The following is an 18,247-nucleotide window of genomic DNA, read 5'->3' on the forward strand; positions in this document are numbered from 1 at the left end:
GCACCGTCTCATCGCCAGTCGTGTGACGGCGGCATGGCTACGCCCGAGTGGATGCCGCGCAGGTCGGTAGCCACCAAGTTCACGGTCCCGTCCCAGGTGGAAACGCGCCCGGTGATCACGACCACCTGGCTGCTCAGCTCTCGGCGGCGGCGGGCGAACAAGTCGGAATAGACGATCGCCTGGGTGTCGCCGGTCTCGTCCTCGATGGTCACGAAGACCGTGCCGTCGCGCCCCTGAGGGTGCTGTCTGGCCACCGGCCAGCCGGCGACGGTGACCAGATCGTCCTCGCGGCACTTCTCCACGGCGGCGGTGGGGAGCACACCGGGGCCGAGGGTCGGCCGGAGGAACTCCATGAGGTGGCCTCGGGGGTAGATGCCCATGGCCCGGTACTCGCCCATCATCTTCTCCCCCTCGGTGAAGTCGTCGAGCTGGGGCACGCGGTCTTCGGTCGACAGCGAAAGGGCAGTTTGGCCGTTTCTTGAGGGCCGGGTTTGCAGCCCCGACTCCCACAGCGCCTCCCTTCGGTTTGCCGCGATGGCGTCGAACGCCCCGGACTCCACCAGCGAGAGCACGGCTTGGGGCTTCAACCCTGTCCGGCGCACCAGATCCCCGGCGGTGGCGTAGGGGCCTTGCCTTTGCCTCTCCTCCACGATGAGCTTTGCCGATTCCTCCCCCACATCCTTGATGAACTGAAGCCCCAGCCGCACCGAGCCTCCCTCGGGCGAGCACACCGCTCGGCTCCGGTTGACGCACGGGTTCAGAAACGCCACGCCAAAGCGCCGGGCGTCCTGTTTCAGCGTCTCCATGGGGTAGAAGCCCATCGGCTGGTTGTTCATCAGCGCCACAAAGAACTCCACCGGGTGGTAGCGCTTCAGCCATGCTGCCTGGTAGGCGGTCACGGCGAAGGCGTGGGAGTGCGACTCCGGGAACATGTAGTGGCCGTTGATCTTGGAGAAGATCCTTTCGGCGGCGGCTTCGGAGACACCGTTTTGGCGGGCGCCCTCGGCGAAGCGCTCCCAGTGCATGGCGATCAGGCGCTCGTTGTTGGGCCGGGCGAAGGAGCGGCGCACCTCGTCGGCCTCTGACGCGGTCATTCCGGCCACGTCCTCGATTAGCTGCACCACCTGTTCCTGCCAGACGATGATGCCGTATCCCCGCTCCAGGGCGCGCTTTTCCAGCGGGTGGTCGTAGCCCCACTCCGCCCCGTGGCGGTAGCGCTCCACGAACTGGGACACCGCACTGCCCTGGGTGCCCACGCCGGGGCGGATGAGGGCCACTTGATAGGCCAGGTCGAGGAGGTTGCGCGACTTCAGCCGCTGGGCCATCTTCAGCTGCGCGGGGGATTGGAGCAAGAACACCCCCTTGCACAGGCCGGCGTTGATCATGTCGTAGACGCTGGGGTCCTCCGGGCTGATCCGGCCCAGGTCGGGCCGGTGGCCCTCCCGGTCCTCGATGAGGTCGAGGGCCTCGTCGATCTGGTCGAGCACCGGCAGCGACAAGATGTCGATCTTGGCAAAGTTGGCGTCGGCCACGCTGTCTTTGTCCCAGTCCATGATGTAGCGGCCGTCGGTGGCCCCGGCCCGGATGGGGACCATCTCCGGGATGGGCGAACTGCTCAGCACCATGCCGCCCACGTGCTGGCTCAGCCCCCGGGGGGCGCCCATCAGCTGGGGGGCGAGATCGAGCAGGTCTCGCCATCGGGGGGCGCCCACCTTGTCTTTGAACTCCGCCAGCTCAGTCATCTCTTGGCGCAGGTCGGCGGCGTGGTGGGAACCCAGCCGCTTTGACAGCAGCGACAGGCGCTCTGGGGGCAGTCCCAGGGCCTTGCCCAGGTCTTGGATGATGCCCTTGACCTTGTAGGTGGTGACGGCTCCGGCCAACACGGCGTGCTCGGGCCCAAAATGGGCGTGGACCCGCTCGATCAGCTCGTCGCGCAGCCCTCGGGGGAAGTCGAGGTCGATATCGGGCAGCGTGGTCATGTCCTCGGAGATGAAGCGCTCCAGGGTGAGGTCCCACTTCAGGGGGTCCACATGGCTGATGCCGATGAGGTATCCGACGAGCAGGGCCACCGACGAGCCCCGCCCCCGTCCCGGCGGCCTCTCCTCGATCGACACCTCGGGGCTGACTTCGCCCCGCTCCACCAGGATCTGCTGGGCCAAAAGGGCGATCTGGCGGTAGAGCAGCAGAAACCCGGCCAGGTTGAGCCGCTCGATCAAACCGAACTCCTCGGCCAGGCGGCGCTCCACCTCCCAGGTGACGCTGCCGTACCGCCGGACGGCACCCTCCCGGCAGAGTTGCTCCAGATAGCTCAAAGGCGTGTCGCCGGGGGGCACTGCGGCATCGGGCAAGGCGTAGCCCAGGTCGGTGCTGAGGTCGAAGCAGCACTGCTCGGCGACGCGAAGGGTATTGGCCACCGCCTGCGGGCACTCAGCGAAGAGCCGCTCCATCTCGGCCGGGGGCTTCAGGTGCAGATGGTGGTTGGGCCGCAGGTACCGCAGGGCCTGATCGATGGTGGTGTTGAGCTTGGCGGCGACCAGCGCGTGCTGGAGCCGGGCCCGTTCCGGAGAGTGGTAGCAGACGTCGTTGGTGGCCACCACCCGGGTGCCAGCCTCGGCGGCGAGCCTGACCAGCTTGCGGTTGCGGTCGGTGTCGCCGGCCAAAAAGTTCTGCTGGAGCTCGACGTACACCGAATTCGGCCCGTACCAGTCGAGGTATTGCCGCAAAAGGCCGTGGGCCTCACCGATGCGGTCGTTTTCTGCCAGCCGGGATAGCGGGCCGTCGCGCCCGCCGGTCAAAAGAACCACGCCCTCGCAGTGGTCGGGCAGGTATGCGGGGTCGAGCTTCGGGTCCCGGCGGTCGGCGGCGTTGGCCAAGGTTAACAGGCGCGAGATGTTGGAGTACCCGGCCCGGGTCTCGGCCAAAAGGGCGAGCTTCGAGCCGTCGGTCAGCGTGAGCTCCCCACCGGTGATGGGCTGGGTGCCCAGGCTCTTGGCCAGGCGGGCGAACTCCAGCGCCCCGCAAAGGTTGGTGTCGGTCAGGGCTAGGGCCGGATAGCCGAACTGCTTGGCCTGCGCCAGCAGCTCGTGGGCATGCGACGCCCCCTCCCCGAAGGAGAAGAAGCTCTTGGCCCGAAGCTCCACCCAGTTCGCCATTAGAAGTCGCTCATCCAATCAGCCGCCCAGTCCTCAATCCATCAACTCGCAATCAGACGCTTTGCCGGTACCAGCGGCTCTCGACGCAGTCTTGGAACAAGGTGATCAACTGCCCGTCGCCGGGGTCGACCCGGTAGTAGGAGCGGGCCACCGGTTTGGGAAGCCACCACAGGTCGAATGTCCACCGGTCGTCGATGCGGGCCACCTCCGTCCAGCACCGGCCCGCCCGCAACGACCGCGGCTCGCCGTCGGCGTTCTCGCGCACGTCCACCGGTCTCGGCGTCAGCAGCGGCCTGATGATGTCCTGGGCCGACGGGTCGATGGGCATCTGGAGGAACCGCATCTCCGGCACCGGATGCCACGGCGCCACACCGGCGATCCGGTACAGGGCATGGCCGCCTCCCATCAGCGGTCGCAGCCGGCGATCGGCCTCTACGAGCCGCCCCAGCCGGTCGCGGCGAGCGTCCTTCAGCAGCGTCAGCTGGGCGACCGATTGGCCGGTGAAGTCCGACAGGGTGAGCGTCACGTCTTCGACGGGACGACGGGGCGGATCGGCCTCCAACCGGTGCCGGACCAATTCGGAGGCCCGCTCCCACTCGCCGACGGGCTGCTTGAACCGGGCACTGTGCTCCCACGCCGGCCAGCCCGGCGCCTCGCACAGCAGGTGTGCCGACCCGGCGTGGCGGCCGTTCACCTCCGGCCGGGCGAACGCCCGCAGCAAAAGGGTCTCCACCGCCATCAACAGAGCCTCCAGGGTTATGGAGTGCAGCGGCAGCGAGATGCGCTCCACTACCGGCTCCTCGCACGTTGTCGGTACCACGGGGGTGTCGTCGATGCCGTTGCACAGCGACCACGCCCGCAAGCCCTCGAGGCCGAACCGGTCGGAGAGCAAATGCCCGCTCACCGATGCAACAGCGCCCATAGTGTGCAGGCCGAACCGGTGCAGGTCGCCCCTCATGGCGGCCGAGACGGGAAGCAGGTCGATGCTGTGCGGGGCGAGGAAAGCGCCCACATCGTCGCCCACTCCGCAGGCGCCCGGGCCGCGGCGGGTGCGGGCCGCGACGAAGGCGGGGAACTTGGCGTCTGCTGTCCCCGCCCGAGGGCTCAGCTCGGCGGGAACCGCGCTCATCAGCGCCGAGACCGCGCCCGCTTCGCTGCCGTACAGCCCTTCCAGCCCGTCCAACCGGACATAGGCCGTGCCGAGATCAGCCGCCTCCACCCGGTCGCTCACTTGCTGCAACGCAGCAACCATGCGGCTGAAAACTTGGCGATAGCAGGGCTCGTCGGCGTCCAGCACCACGGCGCCGGTGTGGTGCGACATCGCCTCCTCCAGGGTCATGCCCTCCCTCACCCCAACCGCGGCAGGGAAGTGATCGACAACCAGAGTCCTCGCCGTCGACGGATCGCCGTCGACGATCAGCACGGGCCTGTCGGCCAGATGGCGATGCCGGCTCATCTCCACCTTTGCCCTCAAATGCGTGGCCAGCACACAGGCAACCCTCACAGGGCACCCGTGCAAAGCTCGCTGCAACTACACAGGACAACCTTATTGACGCCAGTGACACATTCGACCCGAGATGGCATGCCCGGTACTTTGCGCGCTTGCCATCTCAGGCAGACGACGCCATCTAGCGTGGTGCCAGTGAGCGATCCGATGCCCGTTCCCTGGGATCTTATTGAGGTGCAGGCTCCTGAGTTGGCCGAGCGGATCCGGCTGCGGTTCGAGAGCCATGTTCATGCGGTGATGGCCACGTTGCGTCGGGATGGGTCTCCTCGGTTGTCCGGGATGGAGGTGCCGATCCGAGACGGGCATCTGTGGCTGGGGATGATGCCGGGTTCGCGCAAGGCGGCGGACCTGCTACGCGACCCGAGGTTCTCGCTGCACAGTTCGCCGGACACCGAGGAATTGCCGCTCGGCGATGCCCGCATCGATGGCCAGGCGGTGGTTGCCACCCCTGAGGAAGTTGACCTGTTCGTGGCCGGACACCGGATGCCCATCGACAACCCACACGACACGATGGCCCTGTTCACTGCTCGCATATCGCGCGCCACGCTGACCCGCGTCGAGGGACGAGAACTGGTGATCGAGACCTGGACCCCGGCCGACGGCCTCCGAGAGTTCCGCCAAAGCTGAATTGGCTGGCTGCGGTGCTCAGATCGTCTGGGTGCCGTCTACTCCTAGGGCTATGGCGAGGACAATGGCTAGGCCGCCGAGGAGGCGGGCGGTTGCTGACAGCAGGGGGGTGGGGGTGGCTCGGAACCAGAGGAGGGCGGCGGTGAGGGCGGCGGCGAGGATCACTCCGGCCATGGTGCGGAGGGTTCCGTCTTGGGCAGCGGTGGCCAGCACCACGGCCACCAACTGGGGGGTGAACAGCAAGGTTAGGGCGATGAGGGCCATCTGGGTACCGGCCCGGGGCTCGTCGTGGATGGGGCGGGCGGGGAATACCATCCACCGCACTCCGGCTATTGCGAACGGCACGGCGGTGGCCAGTCGCCAGGTGCCGGTCGTCACCGACAGGGCGTCGAGGATGGGGTCGGCCAGCGCGGCCACCACCCACAGTGCGCCCACCGCGGCGGCCACGGCCAGCGCCACCCGGGGCCGCCATTGATCCCGATTGGAGGGGCGCCAGGCCACGCTCAGCGCTCCCGCGGCCGGGTTGGCCGCGGCCAGCACCATCAACATCACCGGTCCGAGCCCGCTCATGGTGTTTCTGCTTTCATGGTTTCATTCCTCTCAGGTCGAATTGATACGCGGCCATCAACAGGCCGGAGACGGCGTGCTGCTGGTCGTCCACCCTGGTCAGATCGTCGTAATACCAAGCACCGTCGGCATCCTGGGCTTCGGCCAGGCGAACCGCCCCGCACTCCAAACGCTCCCGCAGCGGGGCGCTGGCCAGGCGAGACTCGTTCAGCCACAGCCACTCCAGTGCGCCCAGCCCCTCCAGGATGGTCCCGTAGCCGCCGCCCCGGGGCATGGGCAGGTGGGTTATCTCGGCCACGCCCTCCCGCTGGGCGTCCCAGCGGATCATCTGGCCGAAGCGCCCGGCCAGGCGCTGGGCGTAGTCGAGGTGGTGCTCTTCGAGGCCCCACTCGGCCATCTCAGCCAAGGCGTAGGCGGCCCATTGGTCGGGCCAGGGAGGGGGCCAAAGCTCCTCCAACTCGTCCCGGTCGGTGGCCAGATAGTCCATGATGTCCCAAACCGGGGTGTCCCATCCCTCGTCGGGGAAGGCCTCGTGCATCAGCGCCAGCCCCCAGGCTGCCTCGCCAGTGGCGAAGCGAGACCTTATATCCGGGGTCGGAGCCCCCGTTTTAGGGTCCCAGAAATTGAGCATCCCGCCGTCGGGCAGCTGCTGGCCCATGAGGAACCGACCCAGAGCTCGCATCTCCCCGTCGAAGCTCTGGTCGCCGGTGAGGATGCGCCGGTGAGCTAGCGACACCAGAGTCAGCGAGGCAGTCCCTGTCTTCACCGGCCCCCGGGGCGACAGGGCCGGCCCCATGCCCCCATTTCCGGTATCCACCGCCCGATCCAGCAGGTAGTTCATGCCCCGGTCGGCGGCCTCCACCACCTGGTGGTTGTGGCCCTCTTGCACTATGGCCAGCTGATACAGCGACAGCGTTCCCCCGGCATGGCGGACCAGGTTGTAGCCCGGCACCGCAGACTCGGTGCTCCGGTTGTATTCATACAGGTAGCGCCCAGAGGGCTCCTGGGTGCGGACGATCCAATCGGCTGCCGCGTCGATCGACTGTTGTGTATCGGCACGAGTGAACGCAGGGCACACCTCGGGGGCGGCCAGCGTCACCCGCAACAGCCCGGCAGCAAGCACCCACAGCACCGCCCATGCGATGACTCGGCGCGTGGCCCTGCTAGATGGCAGCCACCGCATCCACGACAGAGTGTTCACGGGTACCGCCAGAACCGGGAGAACAAGAACGTGGCCGGCAGCCGGGTCCTCACAAACTGGCGGGCGGCTTGGCCCTCAAGCACGGTGCCGTCGCGATCGACCATGCGCCACGATGCCCCCGGCGCAACGGTGATGTCGAACCGGGCCGTCCAATCGAGCCATCGAACCCAGCGGCTGGGGGTGACCAGCGTGCGGTCGCGGGTGGACGGGGTGGCCCAGATGGCCAGCGCTCCGATGGCGATCACGCTGAACACCTCCACCTGCGCGCTCACCTCGATGCCCACGTGGAAAGCCACCGCCACCCACACAGCGGCCAGCCGGGTGCGGCGGAACCAGAGGCCGAAGGCGATGAACAGCTCGGTGGCCACCGCCACCGGCGACAGAACCCATTGGAAGGCCCGGGCCGTCAACACCTCCAATAGGGGGTCGCCCAGCGTGTCGCCCAACACCTCGCGGGCATCGTCCTGGTAGCGCAGGGTGCGGTCGTGCATCACCCGGCCACCCACCCAGTCGGGGTCGATCAACTTGGAGAATCCCGAGGCGAAGTAGATGGCGGCGGCCTCGAACCGAAGCAGCCACACCGGCCACACCAAGGCCCGGTCATCAAGAGGTTGGCGGCGCCGGGCGTCCAGCGAGAGCACTCGGCCGTTGTCGCACAGGGCCACACCGGCCAAGAGAATGATCAAAAAGGCCCGGTTGTGGCGGAAGTGGGTCTCCGACAAGAAGAAGTTGTAGGCCACCACCGCCAAGGTCACCCAAGTAGCGGCTCGCGACCACAGGCCCACGGTCATCAGCACCGCGGCGGCCACACCGATCCACAACAGCGCCATATACAGCCCGGCAGGCGCATTGGGCACCCACGGCCACCACTTCTGCTGGAAGACATCGAGGTAGGTAACGCCGTTGAGCGCGTCGGCCAGGAAGGGTCGCAGGTGCCAGATGACCGACGGCCCTAGCACGATGCGCACAATGGCCACCCCCCGCACGCTGGCTGGCTCGTCGAACGCCTCCTGTAGCCATTGGCGGCACCGGGTTCGCCGATCGGCGCTCGCCGGGGGAGCAACCGCAGCCGTCATGGGCCACCCAGATCCCGGTTGTGGCTGTGGATCACTGTGACGTAGGGGCCGCGGGCGTTGCGGTAGTAGGTGACGGTGGCCTCAAGGTAGAGGGTCTGGGTGTCGTTGGGGGTGTTGTCGGCCATCCAGTCCAGGGCGTGGTCCAGGTAGTCCACCACCGCGTCCACCCCGGAGAAGGCGTGGCGCTGGCGCCAGGGCCCCTGCAACGCCCGCCAACCGATCAGCTCGTCCCAGTCGTAGCCCTCCCAGCGCCCGTGGGGAACCGCCAACCGCTCGCCGTCACCTAGCACCCGCACCAACTCCACCGCATAGGTGCTCGACTCGTTGAAGGGCTGGAATGCGAAGTAGTTGTGCGGGTCCCGGTAGCCGTTGGCCACCAGCCCGAGCTGTGCAACCACTATTGCGGCAGCGAACCACCGCGCGCCCCGCCGCCGCCAAAGCGGGCGGGGTGACGCAGCCGCTTCCGGGGAAGCGTCAGCCGTCGTCGCTGTACCTCCGTCTATAGGCCTCCAGATCGGGCGGCAGACGGTCGCGCTTTAGCTCGGCGAAGTTGTCGTAGGCGGTCAGCCAGCGCACATGGCGCCACAACTCCACCGCCTCTTCGATGGACTCCGGCGGGTTGCTGATAACTGGGCCGAACAGCGCCGGGCCTTGGCCGTCGTCCAAGCGGATGGTGGGCACGCCGAAGCTGCGGGTCTCGTCGCACAAGACGGCGTGCTCGGACTTCAGCGTCTCCCAGGTGCTGTCGTCGGCCAGGGCGTCGTCCACCAGGCTGGCGTCGAATCCGGCGTCCACCGCGGCAGCCCGGATGGTGTCTAGCTCGTCCACCGACTCCACCAAGTCAAACGCCCGGCGACCGATGGCCTGGTAATAGGCGCCGATGCCGTCGTTGCCGCCCACCTCGCGGGCCTTCACCGCGGTGCGCAGCGAGCGCACCCCCACGCCCCGGTCGGGGTCGAACCCGTCCATGGGCTTGTCAAAGTTAACGATGGCCAACGAGAACAGACCCCAGGTGATGCTCACCTCACCGGCATCTTCAATCTGACGAACCCAACGGGCTGTCTGCCAGCACCATGGTCAAAGCGGGTCGAAGTAAAAGGTGATGGGCTCGCTCATGGGGTCATTATCCCTAACCGAGGATGACCTCGGCGATTGTGCGAAGTTCTTCTGCGCTGCGAGCCCCCACATTGATGCCGGTAACCGGGCTCTCCTCCCAGCCCGCCAGCCGGTCGCGGATTCGCTCGGGCGAGCCCACCAGGGAGATCTCGTCGGCGAACTGGTCGGGCACCGCGGCGATGGCTTCCTCTCGCCGGCCCTCGAAGAACAGGTCTTGGATGTGGTGGGCTTCCTCCTCGAAGCCCATCCGGGCCATCAGCTTGGTGTGGTAGTTCTGGCCCTTGGCCCCCATCCCGCCGATGTAGAAGCCCAGCGAGGCCTTGGTGGGGAACAGCGCCTCGGCCAGTTCTTCGGGCGAGTCGCCGGTGACCTTGATGGTGGTGTGGACGGTGATCTCGAAGTCGTCTGATCGCCCGGCGATCGAATCGGCGTACACCTCGGGGCGGAACGGCGAGTAGTACAGCGGCAGCCAGCCGTCGGCGATCTCCACCGTCTGGGCGATGTTCTTGGGACCCTCGGCGCCGATGAAGATGGGGATGTCGGCCCGGGGAGGATGGGTCATGATCTTGAGCGCCTTGCCCAAGCCGGTGTCGCCCTCGCCCTTGTAGGGGTGGTTGTAGTAGTCGCCCTCGAAGGTCAAATAGCCGTCGCGGGCGAACACCCGACGAAGGATCTCCACGTACTCCCGGGTGCGGGCCAGGGGGCGGTTGCCGGGCTGGCCGTACCATCCCTCCACCACCTGGGGACCGGACACTCCCAGCCCCAGAATGAGGCGCTGGTTGGAGAGGTGGTCGGCGGTGACGGCGTGCATTGCGGTGGCGGTGGGGGTGCGGGCAGCCAATTGCACGATGCCGGTGCCCAAGCGGATTCGCTCGGTGTGGGCGGCCAGCCATACCAGCGGCGAGAACGCATCGGAGCCCCACGACTCCGCCGTCCACACCGAGTCGTAGCCCAAACGCTCTGCCTCTTGGGTTAGCGGCACGAAGCCCTCGGGTATCCCGCGGCCCCAATATCCCCAGACCAGTCCGAGTTTCATGGCGGCGACCCTATCCCGACCTTTTGTCGTGATCCTTGTCGTCAGTGCTTATCCCGCTTGCCGGTAGCCGTAGCGGGGCCAGTAACATGGACACCTATGTCCAAGGTCTGCCAGGTGACCGGTCGTCGCCCATCCTTCGGCAATAACGTGTCCCACTCGCACCGCAAGACGCGGCGCCGGTGGAACCCGAACGTCCACAAGCATCGCTTCTGGCTGCCGTCGGAGAAGCGCTGGGTAACCCTCAACGTGTCGGCCAAGGGCCTTAAGACCATCAACAAGCACGGCATCGAGAAGGTGATCGCCCAGATGCGCCAACGCGGCGAGAAAGTCTGATTGCCATGGCCAGCGACAAGCGTCCCATCATCAAGCTTAAGTCCACCGCGGGAACCGGCTATACCTACGTGACCACCAAGAACCGGATCAACGACCGGGAGCGGATCGAGCTGAAGAAGTACGACCCGGTGGCCCGCAAGCACGTCGTGTTCAAGGAGGAGCGGTAGCTGCCACCGTCGACGAGCGCCGGGAGATTCTGACGGCCGCTCTGCTGGCCGAGGACCCTGCCCCGCCGCTATGGAATCTGGTTGACTCTGGCCTCGCCGACGAGATAGTTCCCGAGCTGCCCGCGCTCCGCCTGGAGCAAGACCCCATCCACCGCCACAAGGACGTTCTGGCCCACACCATCGCGGTGGTGGCCAAGACCCGCGCTGATCTGATTCTGCGGCTGGCCACGCTGTTCCACGATGTGGGCAAGCCCCGCACCCGTTCTTATGAGCAGGGCGCGGTGACCTTCTACCACCACGAGGCGGTGGGGGCCCGCATGACCCGCAAGCGGCTTGCCGCGCTGGGCTATTCCGAGCAGTTGGTGGACGACGTGAGCGAGCTGGTGCGGTTGTCGGGCCGATTCAAGGGGTACGCCGACGGCTGGAGCGATGCCGCCGTGCGCCGCTACGCCCGTGAGGCCGGCCCCTTGCTGGGGTATCTGAATGAGCTGGTGCGAGCTGACTGCACCACTAGGAATCGCCAGAAGGCGGCCGACCTCCAACACCATGTGGACGAGATGGAGGCCCGGATCGCCCGGCTGGCCGAGGAGGAGCGCCGGGCGGCGGAACGGCCGCTGATCGATGGCAACGAGGTGATGGAGCGCTACGGCGTCGGACCCGGTCCCGAAGTGGGTGCGGCGCTGAAGTTCCTCTTGGAGCTAAAGCGGGCCGAGCCCGAGCTAGACCGGGCCGCCACCGAGGTACGACTCGACCAATGGTGGGCCGAAAAGGGATAAATACCCAGGTCAGAGACTGACACAACAGAGAGTTTCGGTCGGGCTAGCCTCCGACATGGAGTTGTCAATTGCCCGGTCGATTCGTTGTTCTCTTGGTGGTCTTGCTGCTGGTGTCGTCCTGTTCTGAAAACTCGGCGGATATACCAGACTCTCAGCCAACTAGCGCCGTTGAGACTCCGGTTCCCTCCGAATCGAGTCCTACTCCCACTGCATCCGCCGCTCCGGTACCCGAGCCCACCCCGACTCCCGAGCCCACCCCGACTCCCGAGCCCACCCCGACTCCCGAGCCCACCCCGACTCCCGAGCCCACCGCGACTCCTGAGCCTGAGCGCGAATGCTCGCCTTTGATACCCGACGATCTTCAGCTTTCCCACACGTCTCTTGCGGTGACCAGCATCGAGATTTCGCAGGCTCTGTATGGCTGCGCCGAAGAAGTCGGCCTGGCTTTCGCTGACGATCCCGCGGCGATCTCCACGCTGATGGCGCTCGGCATCAAAGGCCCGCTGCTGCTGGTTGGCCCTTGGTTCGACTTACCGTTGATGGGCGAGCTTGGGCGCCTTGCTCCAGACCGCATTGTGACCGCCGGATTCGACCCGGTTGCCCTTCGATATGCCCTGGCCGATTTCGCCTACGAGCAGATCGCAGTTGATGGGCAGGCAACTTTCTCCCATGAGGGGCTCTCCAGCAGCCGCGTGTGGCTTGTCGATGATGCTGAGCAGGGCGTGGCGCTGGGAGCTCTCGGCCACCAGATAGGAGTAGGCACCTACGCCCTGTCCGGCGACCTCCGAGCCCTGTCCCCGCAGGTCCGCCGTGCGCTCGCCGACACCCCCCAGGTGGAATTGCTCTCAGAATTCGGCGGCGATGCTGCCTGGCAGCTGGACGTGGTCCGCCGGGGCGAAGAACTGCCCGGCGGCGGCCTGCTCCTGTTCGATGGCGGTATCAACCGCCGCCTGGTGGCCATTTACGGCCATCCATCGGGGCCGGGTCTCGGGGTGCTGGGAGAACAGAGTGCCGAAGAGGGCGTCGTGCGGCTCCGGTCCATCGCCGAGGGCTACGATGCGGACGGCTCGATCGTGCTGCCCACCTTCGAGATCATCACCACCGTTGCCTCGGCCGGTGCCGGCGAAGACGGGGACTATTCGGCTGAGACCGCCCGGGATGTGATCAGGCCATGGGTAGAGCTAGCGGCCGCCAACGACGTTTACGTGGTGCTGGACCTGCAACCAGGGCGATCCCACTACCTGTCGCAGGCCAAGATCTACGAGGAGTTCCTGCGCCTTCCCCACGTCGGACTTGCGCTAGACCCTGAGTGGAGGCTCAGGCCGAACGAAGTCCACATGCGCCAGATCGGCACAGTGGACGCAGCGGAGATCAACCAGGTGGTCGATTGGCTGGCCAGCATCGTCCGCGAGGAAGCCCTTCCCCAGAAGCTGCTCATCCTCCACCAGTTCCGTCTGGAGATGATCACCAACCGCCATCGGGTCGAGACTCCTCCCGAGTTGGCGGTGGTGGTCCATATGGACGGCCAGGGCCCGGTCCCCGATAAGATCAACACCTGGAACTTCTTGACCAGACAGCCCGATGCCGATCAGTTCTATTGGGGTTGGAAGAACTTCTTCGACGAGGACTTCACCATCGCAACCCCGGATCAAGTATTGCGACTTGATCCAACGCCGGTGTTCGTATCGTTCCAGTAGGGCTTCTAGAGCTGGTCGACGTAGGTGTCGGTGCCCACCACGGTCTTGTAGAAGGGCCCGGCCCAGCAGACATTGGCCAGACCAGAGCTGTTGATGGCGTCCACGTACGACTGGAATGAGTCCCAGCAGCCGTCGGGCTGCTCGTCGCAGAAGAAGATCTGGAGGGTGCGGGCTTCGGTGCCGGTACCCGAGCCCAAGTCCATAGGGGAGTTGGAGGTGATCTCATCGCGCTGGCGGGGCTTCCAAGTCGAGCCGATGGCAACCGGCGAGCCGGCCATCATCTCGGGCATTGCCTTGTCCCGCAAGAAAGCGTGCAGCTCGTTTTCGCTCACGCCGTCGGCCCGGTCCATGGCCACCACCCCTATCCCGGCGTAGCAGTGGTCGAGGGCCAGCTCGAGGGGCACCGGGTCGTCGTCTCGGTAGGCGGCCCAGCCCACGTCGGCCAATATGGTGTGGCGGTGGGTGCGCTCTGCGAACCCCCGGTCGTTGGTGTACAGCCAGTGGACCTGGTCGCTGGCCCACTCCCAGTGCTCCTCGTCGTGGCCGTCGAGCACCCAATAGACCGCCAGGAACGAGCCATTGCCGGCCTGCGAAATCTCGCCGCTGCCGTCGGTTATGCGCATGTCCTTCAGCGCTCGGGGGGCCACCCAGCGGGAGCCGGCGAACATCCAGGGGCCGATCATGCACCCGGCGTAGAAATGGTCTCGCTCGTACCAGCGGTTGTACTCCTTCTCGTGGCCCGGATTCGGGTCCACCAGGGTGAAGAGCATGCTGCCAACGTGGATGGGATAGTCGTTCACGCCGCCGAACTTAGCGGCAGCGCCCTAGTCTCGCGAAGGTGAGCGGACATCCCTTTCGCGACAAGGCGGCCATCGCGGGGATCGGCATCACCGAGCTGTCCAAGAACTCGGGTGCGAGCACGCTCACCCTGGCGCTGCGAGCCATCATGGCCGCGGTAGAAGATGCCGGGCTGCGCCGGGAGGACATCGACGGGGTGGCCTGCCATCAGGTGCAAGATTCGGTCACCGCCTCCATCGTGGCCCAATGCCTGGGTGTGGACGACCTGTCGTGGTACTGCGACCAGTTCGGTGGCGGCTCCACCTCTCACTCGGTGGTCGGCCATGCCGCGGGCGCAGCCGCGCTGGGCCATGCCCGCCACATAGTGGTTTGGCGGTCGATCAACGCCCGCTCCGAGCACCGAATGGGCGGCACCGGCCGTCCGCCTCCGGCCATCGTTGAGACCCAATACCAGCACCCCATCGGCTGGGTGACCCCGCCGCAGTGGTATGCCATGTTCGCCCGCTCTCACATGAACCAATGGGGCACCACCTCTGAGGATCTCGGCCGCATCGCGGTGCAGCAGCGGGCCAACGCCGTGCACAACGAGCGGGCCATGATGCGGGCCCCCATGACCATGGACGACTATCTGGCCTCCCGTTGGATCGTGGAGCCGTTCCGGCTGTTCGACTGCTGCTTGGAGACCGACGCCGCCGCCGCAGTGGTTATCACCACCGCTCATCGGGCCCGCGATCTGCGCCAGCCCCCGGTGCTGATCTCCGGGATGACCTGGGGTGGTGGCCACATGATGCACAGCAACCGGGTGCAGGCCGACTGGACCACCTCGATTGCCGCCAAAATGGCCCGCCGGTTATATGAGATGGCCGGCGTCGGTCCTGAAGACATCCAGTACGCCTCTCTGTACGACGCCTTCACCCATCTGGTGCTGGTCCAGGTGGAGGATTACGGGTTCGCCCCCAAAGGCGAGGGCGCCGCGTTCATTGCCGACGGTGGAACCGCCCCCGGCGGCCGCATTCCGGTTAACACCCACGGCGGGTTCTTGTCGGAGGGCTATGTCCACGGCCTCAACAACCTGCACGAGGCCGTCCGCCAGGTCAGGGGCACTGCCGGGCGCTTCCAAGTGCCCAATGCGGAGCTAGCCATGTCCACCGGCCAGCCCGGTTATGTGGCCGGCAACTCGTCGGCCATCATCCTGCGCCGCGATAGCTGACCGGCTCAGTTTGGCGGAGGCGGGCGTTGTACCAGGCCGCTGCCGCGGCTACCACCAGCACCAATGCGCTGAGCCCGGCCCAATGGCTCAGCGAGTGAAAGCCGAAGCGCTCCATGACCACACCGGAGGACAGACCGGCAATCGCCCCCCCACCGGTCATCAAGAGATCGGCACCCCCCTGTACCTCCACCCGCTGGTCCACCGGAAAGGCACCGATCAAGAGCGCACTCCCGGCGATCAGCCCGAAACTCCAGCCCAAACCAACTAGCAAAAGGCCGGCGAACATCCCGGCGCTGTCTTCTGCGCTGTTGTGAGCCGCGGTCTCCGCGCCGATGCACAAAATCACACCACCCAGCCCGACCATTAGATAAGGGCCGATTCGGTCGACTAGCCAACCCACGATGGGCGAAAAGGCGAACATCCCGATGACGTGGACCGAGATCACCCAGCCGATCACTCGGAGTTGGTGGTCGCCGTTGTCCATGTGCAGCGGGGTCATGGTCATCACTCCCACCATCACCGCCTGGCCCATGAGCATGGCGATCACCGCCAGCCGGGCCGCGGGCACAGTGGCAATTCGGCTCCCCACCACTCGCAGCGACGCCGGACGGGCAGCGGCTTTGCCCACCGTGCCCAGCACCTCCAGCGGGTCGGGGCGCAACCACACATGGGTGGTGGTGAGGCCGATGATAAAAAGAATGGTTGACAGCAGGTAGGGGCCGGACAGCTCAGGAAGGCCCAAGAACCGGGCCACCGCCGCTGCGGGACCCAGCGCGATGGTCGGTCCCAGTGCTGCTCCAAAAGTCGTGGCCCACACCAGCATTCCGATGGCTCGGGCCCGGCGGTCATCTGGGGCCAGGTCGGCACAGGCGAATCGGGCCGCCAAGTTAGTGGCGTTGCCGGCGCCGATTCCGATGATTCCCACCACCAACAGGGGATAGAAGTCGGCCACTGCGGCCAAGAAAGCCAGCGTGGCCCCGACTGTTCCTATCGACCACCCCGCGACCATGCCCCGCCTTCTACCGAGACGGGCCATCCGGCGAGCTAGAGGAACCGTGGTCACTACGCTTCCCACCTGCATCATGGCAGCAGCCAGGGCGGCCAACGTCTCGCTGTCGGTGATCTCCTTGGCTAGCACCGCAGCCGCCGCGAATCCCGAGGCCATAGCGGCCGAAGTGGGGACCACCGAGGCCATCAGCGTCCTACTTGCCCGCTGAAAGGCCACTGTTCGATCTACCGTCATCTCTGGCCTGCTCATGCTCTGTAGGTGTCCAGCTTTGTCGGCTGGTCTCGGGTCACTTTAGGTCGGGACTGTGACAGTCTGGTGATGATGGCTGTTGTCGACCGCTCCGCCGACCAAGTCCCCAAGCCCCGCCCCTATCCGGAACGGGACTCGGCGCCGTGGTGGGAGCGAGTCAACCAGCACCGCTTCGAATTGCAGCGCTGCGACCGGTGCGAGGCGTGGCGGTGGCCTCCTCGGGCCATGTGCGGTCGCTGCGCCTCCTTCGAGTTCACCTGGGTGCCGCTGTCGGGCCGAGCCACCGTGGAGAGCTGGGTGGTGAACCACCACGCCTTCCTGCCCGGATTCGCCTCCCCCTACACCGTGGTGTTGGGCCGCCTCAACGAACAAGACGACCTCTGCCTGCCCGCCACCTGGCAAAGCGACGCCGACCCCACCCCCGGCCAGTCCATCCAGATCGCCTTCGAAGCCCACACCGACGACGACGGCCCCTTCACCCTCCTAGCCTGGCGCCCTACCTAAGCCGCCCACGGGAAGCCCCGGCTCATCCAATCTAGTTGTCTGTTCCCAAGGGGAGACGTTCAATCCGGTTCTTGTGGACCGCGTAGATGAAGGGTCCGGGCTCTTGGCAGGCCTGGGTTATCGCGTCGAGGTTGCCCAAGTAACGAGCCGCCATATCGTCGGCCTTGAGCTGCTGGCTGGACAGACAGAAACAGCGGACCGAGTGAGCCGTTACCACATCACGCTCTCGCCGGTTATAGCGGATCCGAGTGTCCTTCATGAACACGACCCAGTCTTGCGAGCTAGCCAGCCTCAGCCAGTCTTCGTCGTCGATATCCTCGTCAGCTGGGATCCCATAGTGCTCAGCCAGCGTGAGTAGCCGGAGGCCAGCGGCGCGCAGCAAATCAGGGACTTTGATCCGTCCCAAGCTTCGATCAAGAAAGAGGTCAGGCAGCCCGTCGGGATGTGGCACGGACGACGTCCTCGAGCTGGTGGGGCGGAACGCCGAACTCTTCACTCAATTCACTGAGGGATTCACCGGCCCAGAATCGTTCGAGCACATCAGAAACTCGCGCTCCACCGCGCTTAAAGACAGGAGAGCCGAACGACCGGCCAGGGTCGGCTACAACTTCGGCTTCACGGTATGCCGGAACTTGGATGATGGAGGCATACCCGTCCGATCCGTAGCGAATGAGTTTGAGGTACTGCTCGATGATCTCCGCGAACACTCTTTGGCCATTGCGGACGACCACCAAGTCTCCTGTTCTTGGCCCTCGACCAGCCTCCTGATTCTGCTCGGCGTAGTCGAACAGAAGTTCAGCACCGTCGGTATATAGCCGTTTAGAGGCCAAGGCATGGTCAACTCCCATCTGCCGCTGCAACTCATCTAGCGCGGGACGAACTCTCTGCATTGGTACTCCACTGCGTCGGATGGCAGCGAGCACTAGTCCTTCCGCCAAGCCGATGAATGGAATCGTGGGCCCCCGGAATGTTTTGGTCGGCAAGTAGGTGAGCACAGGGTCGCCGGTCACATCAGACCGGTCGATAAAGCGCCGGACGTACCCCTTGGCCCAACTAGCCAGAGTCGAGGTCGGGACGTCCAAAATCCGTGCAGCCTCTCCGATGGTGTACAGCGGCACGTCGAAACGGGTGTCATTTACGAGTCTCAGGGCCTGCCTCCTTTCATAACCACCATATTGGAGTCCGACAGATGAATGGCGGTGGGTTGATTCCCAGTTCGTGG

Annotated in this window: 19 protein-coding genes and 1 pseudogene; 7 read left to right on the forward strand and 13 right to left on the reverse strand. The window is 65.9% G+C overall.

The features are described from left to right. Window positions 1-8: 8 nt before the first annotated feature. Together ACOOGG_RS12340 and ACOOGG_RS12345 are read right to left on the reverse strand one after the other, a co-directional pair. A complete protein-coding gene (locus tag ACOOGG_RS12340; RefSeq protein WP_420435447.1) occupies window positions 9-3,152 on the reverse strand; it encodes a DNA polymerase III subunit alpha in 3,144 nt (1,047 codons plus the stop codon). A gap of 52 nt (window positions 3,153-3,204) precedes the next feature. Beyond that, window positions 3,205-4,641, reverse strand: coding sequence for a DNA polymerase Y family protein (locus ACOOGG_RS12345; RefSeq protein ID WP_420435449.1), 1,437 nt, complete (start codon window positions 4,639-4,641; stop codon window positions 3,205-3,207). A gap of 153 nt (window positions 4,642-4,794) precedes the next feature. Here ACOOGG_RS12345 and ACOOGG_RS12350 point away from each other — a divergent pair, with 153 nt between their 5' ends. After that, the gene (locus tag ACOOGG_RS12350; protein ID WP_420435451.1) at window positions 4,795-5,286 is read left to right on the forward strand and encodes a pyridoxamine 5'-phosphate oxidase family protein; all 492 of its coding nucleotides are present in this window, start codon (window positions 4,795-4,797) and stop codon (window positions 5,284-5,286) included. A gap of 18 nt (window positions 5,287-5,304) precedes the next feature. Here the strand turns inward: ACOOGG_RS12350 and ACOOGG_RS12355 are convergent, their stop codons facing one another. The 6 genes and pseudogenes from ACOOGG_RS12355 to ACOOGG_RS12380 all read right to left on the reverse strand — a co-directional run bounded on the left by ACOOGG_RS12355 (window position 5,305) and on the right by ACOOGG_RS12380 (window position 10,282). Beyond that, a complete protein-coding gene (locus tag ACOOGG_RS12355) occupies window positions 5,305-5,856 on the reverse strand; it encodes a hypothetical protein (protein WP_420435453.1) in 552 nt (183 codons plus the stop codon). Between the two features lie 13 nt (window positions 5,857-5,869). Then, window positions 5,870-7,036 (reverse strand): hypothetical protein, encoded by a 1,167-nt coding sequence (locus ACOOGG_RS12360; RefSeq protein WP_420435455.1) that lies wholly within the window; start codon window positions 7,034-7,036, stop codon window positions 5,870-5,872. A gap of 14 nt (window positions 7,037-7,050) precedes the next feature. After that, a complete protein-coding gene (locus tag ACOOGG_RS12365) occupies window positions 7,051-8,130 on the reverse strand; it encodes an HTTM domain-containing protein (protein ID WP_420435457.1) in 1,080 nt (359 codons plus the stop codon). After that, window positions 8,127-8,528, reverse strand: a complete 402-nt coding sequence (locus ACOOGG_RS12370; RefSeq protein WP_420435459.1) for a hypothetical protein — start codon at window positions 8,526-8,528, stop codon at window positions 8,127-8,129. Before ACOOGG_RS12370 ends, ACOOGG_RS12365 begins: the two co-directional genes overlap by 4 nt. A 76-nt stretch (window positions 8,529-8,604) precedes the next feature. After that, window positions 8,605-9,195 (reverse strand): annotated as a pseudogene (locus ACOOGG_RS12375) (hypothetical protein); the annotation flags it as partial. A gap of 64 nt (window positions 9,196-9,259) precedes the next feature. Next, window positions 9,260-10,282 (reverse strand): LLM class F420-dependent oxidoreductase, encoded by a 1,023-nt coding sequence (locus ACOOGG_RS12380; RefSeq protein WP_420435461.1) that lies wholly within the window; start codon window positions 10,280-10,282, stop codon window positions 9,260-9,262. A 96-nt stretch (window positions 10,283-10,378) separates the two neighbouring features. Here ACOOGG_RS12380 and rpmB point away from each other — a divergent pair, with 96 nt between their 5' ends. From rpmB to ACOOGG_RS12395, 3 genes are all read left to right on the forward strand, one after another. Then, the gene (rpmB, locus tag ACOOGG_RS12385) at window positions 10,379-10,615 is read left to right on the forward strand and encodes a 50S ribosomal protein L28 (protein ID WP_420435463.1); all 237 of its coding nucleotides are present in this window, start codon (window positions 10,379-10,381) and stop codon (window positions 10,613-10,615) included. Between the two features lie 5 nt (window positions 10,616-10,620). Further along, complete coding sequence (rpmG, locus tag ACOOGG_RS12390) at window positions 10,621-10,782, forward strand: 50S ribosomal protein L33 (protein ID WP_419847506.1); 162 nt, start codon at window positions 10,621-10,623, stop codon at window positions 10,780-10,782. Window positions 10,783-10,928: 146 nt separating this feature from the next. Next, window positions 10,929-11,558, forward strand: coding sequence for an HDIG domain-containing metalloprotein (locus tag ACOOGG_RS12395; RefSeq protein WP_420437603.1), 630 nt, complete (start codon window positions 10,929-10,931; stop codon window positions 11,556-11,558). A gap of 151 nt (window positions 11,559-11,709) precedes the next feature. Here ACOOGG_RS12395 and ACOOGG_RS12400 read toward each other — a convergent pair whose 3' ends face one another. Then, a complete protein-coding gene (locus ACOOGG_RS12400; RefSeq protein WP_420435465.1) occupies window positions 11,710-11,868 on the reverse strand; it encodes a hypothetical protein in 159 nt (52 codons plus the stop codon). Between the two features lie 76 nt (window positions 11,869-11,944). Here ACOOGG_RS12400 and ACOOGG_RS12405 point away from each other — a divergent pair, with 76 nt between their 5' ends. Then, a complete protein-coding gene (locus tag ACOOGG_RS12405) occupies window positions 11,945-13,255 on the forward strand; it encodes a hypothetical protein (protein ID WP_420435467.1) in 1,311 nt (436 codons plus the stop codon). Window positions 13,256-13,260: 5 nt separating this feature from the next. Here the strand turns inward: ACOOGG_RS12405 and ACOOGG_RS12410 are convergent, their stop codons facing one another. Beyond that, window positions 13,261-14,055: a hypothetical protein gene (locus ACOOGG_RS12410; RefSeq protein WP_420435469.1), complete on the reverse strand. Its 795-nt coding sequence runs from the start codon at window positions 14,053-14,055 to the stop codon at window positions 13,261-13,263. Between the two features lie 38 nt (window positions 14,056-14,093). On the opposite strand from ACOOGG_RS12410, the gene ACOOGG_RS12415 reads away from it, so the two are divergent. Beyond that, a complete protein-coding gene (locus ACOOGG_RS12415) occupies window positions 14,094-15,263 on the forward strand; it encodes a thiolase C-terminal domain-containing protein (RefSeq protein ID WP_420435471.1) in 1,170 nt (389 codons plus the stop codon). Here ACOOGG_RS12415 and ACOOGG_RS12420 read toward each other — a convergent pair. Continuing rightward, window positions 15,241-16,506 (reverse strand): MFS transporter, encoded by a 1,266-nt coding sequence (locus tag ACOOGG_RS12420; RefSeq protein ID WP_420435473.1) that lies wholly within the window; start codon window positions 16,504-16,506, stop codon window positions 15,241-15,243. The two genes, ACOOGG_RS12415 and ACOOGG_RS12420, sit on opposite strands and share 23 nt — an antisense overlap. Window positions 16,507-16,593: 87 nt before the next feature. Between ACOOGG_RS12420 and ACOOGG_RS12425 the strand changes: the two genes are divergently transcribed. Continuing rightward, window positions 16,594-17,025 carry a Zn-ribbon domain-containing OB-fold protein gene (locus ACOOGG_RS12425; protein WP_420435475.1) on the forward strand — a complete coding sequence of 144 codons (432 nt, stop codon included), beginning with the start codon at window positions 16,594-16,596 and terminating at the stop codon, window positions 17,023-17,025. A gap of 31 nt (window positions 17,026-17,056) precedes the next feature. Here ACOOGG_RS12425 and ACOOGG_RS12430 read toward each other — a convergent pair whose 3' ends face one another. Further along, on the reverse strand, window positions 17,057-17,407 hold the full coding sequence (locus tag ACOOGG_RS12430) for a hypothetical protein (protein ID WP_420435477.1): 351 nt from the start codon (window positions 17,405-17,407) through the stop codon (window positions 17,057-17,059). 43 nt (window positions 17,408-17,450) lie between these two features. Then, window positions 17,451-18,143 (reverse strand): DUF433 domain-containing protein, encoded by a 693-nt coding sequence (locus tag ACOOGG_RS12435; protein ID WP_420435479.1) that lies wholly within the window; start codon window positions 18,141-18,143, stop codon window positions 17,451-17,453. Window positions 18,144-18,247: the final 104 nt, after the last annotated feature.

The organism is Candidatus Poriferisocius sp. (assembly GCF_965214065.1).
GTDB lineage: Bacteria > Actinomycetota > Acidimicrobiia > Acidimicrobiales > Bin134 > Poriferisocius.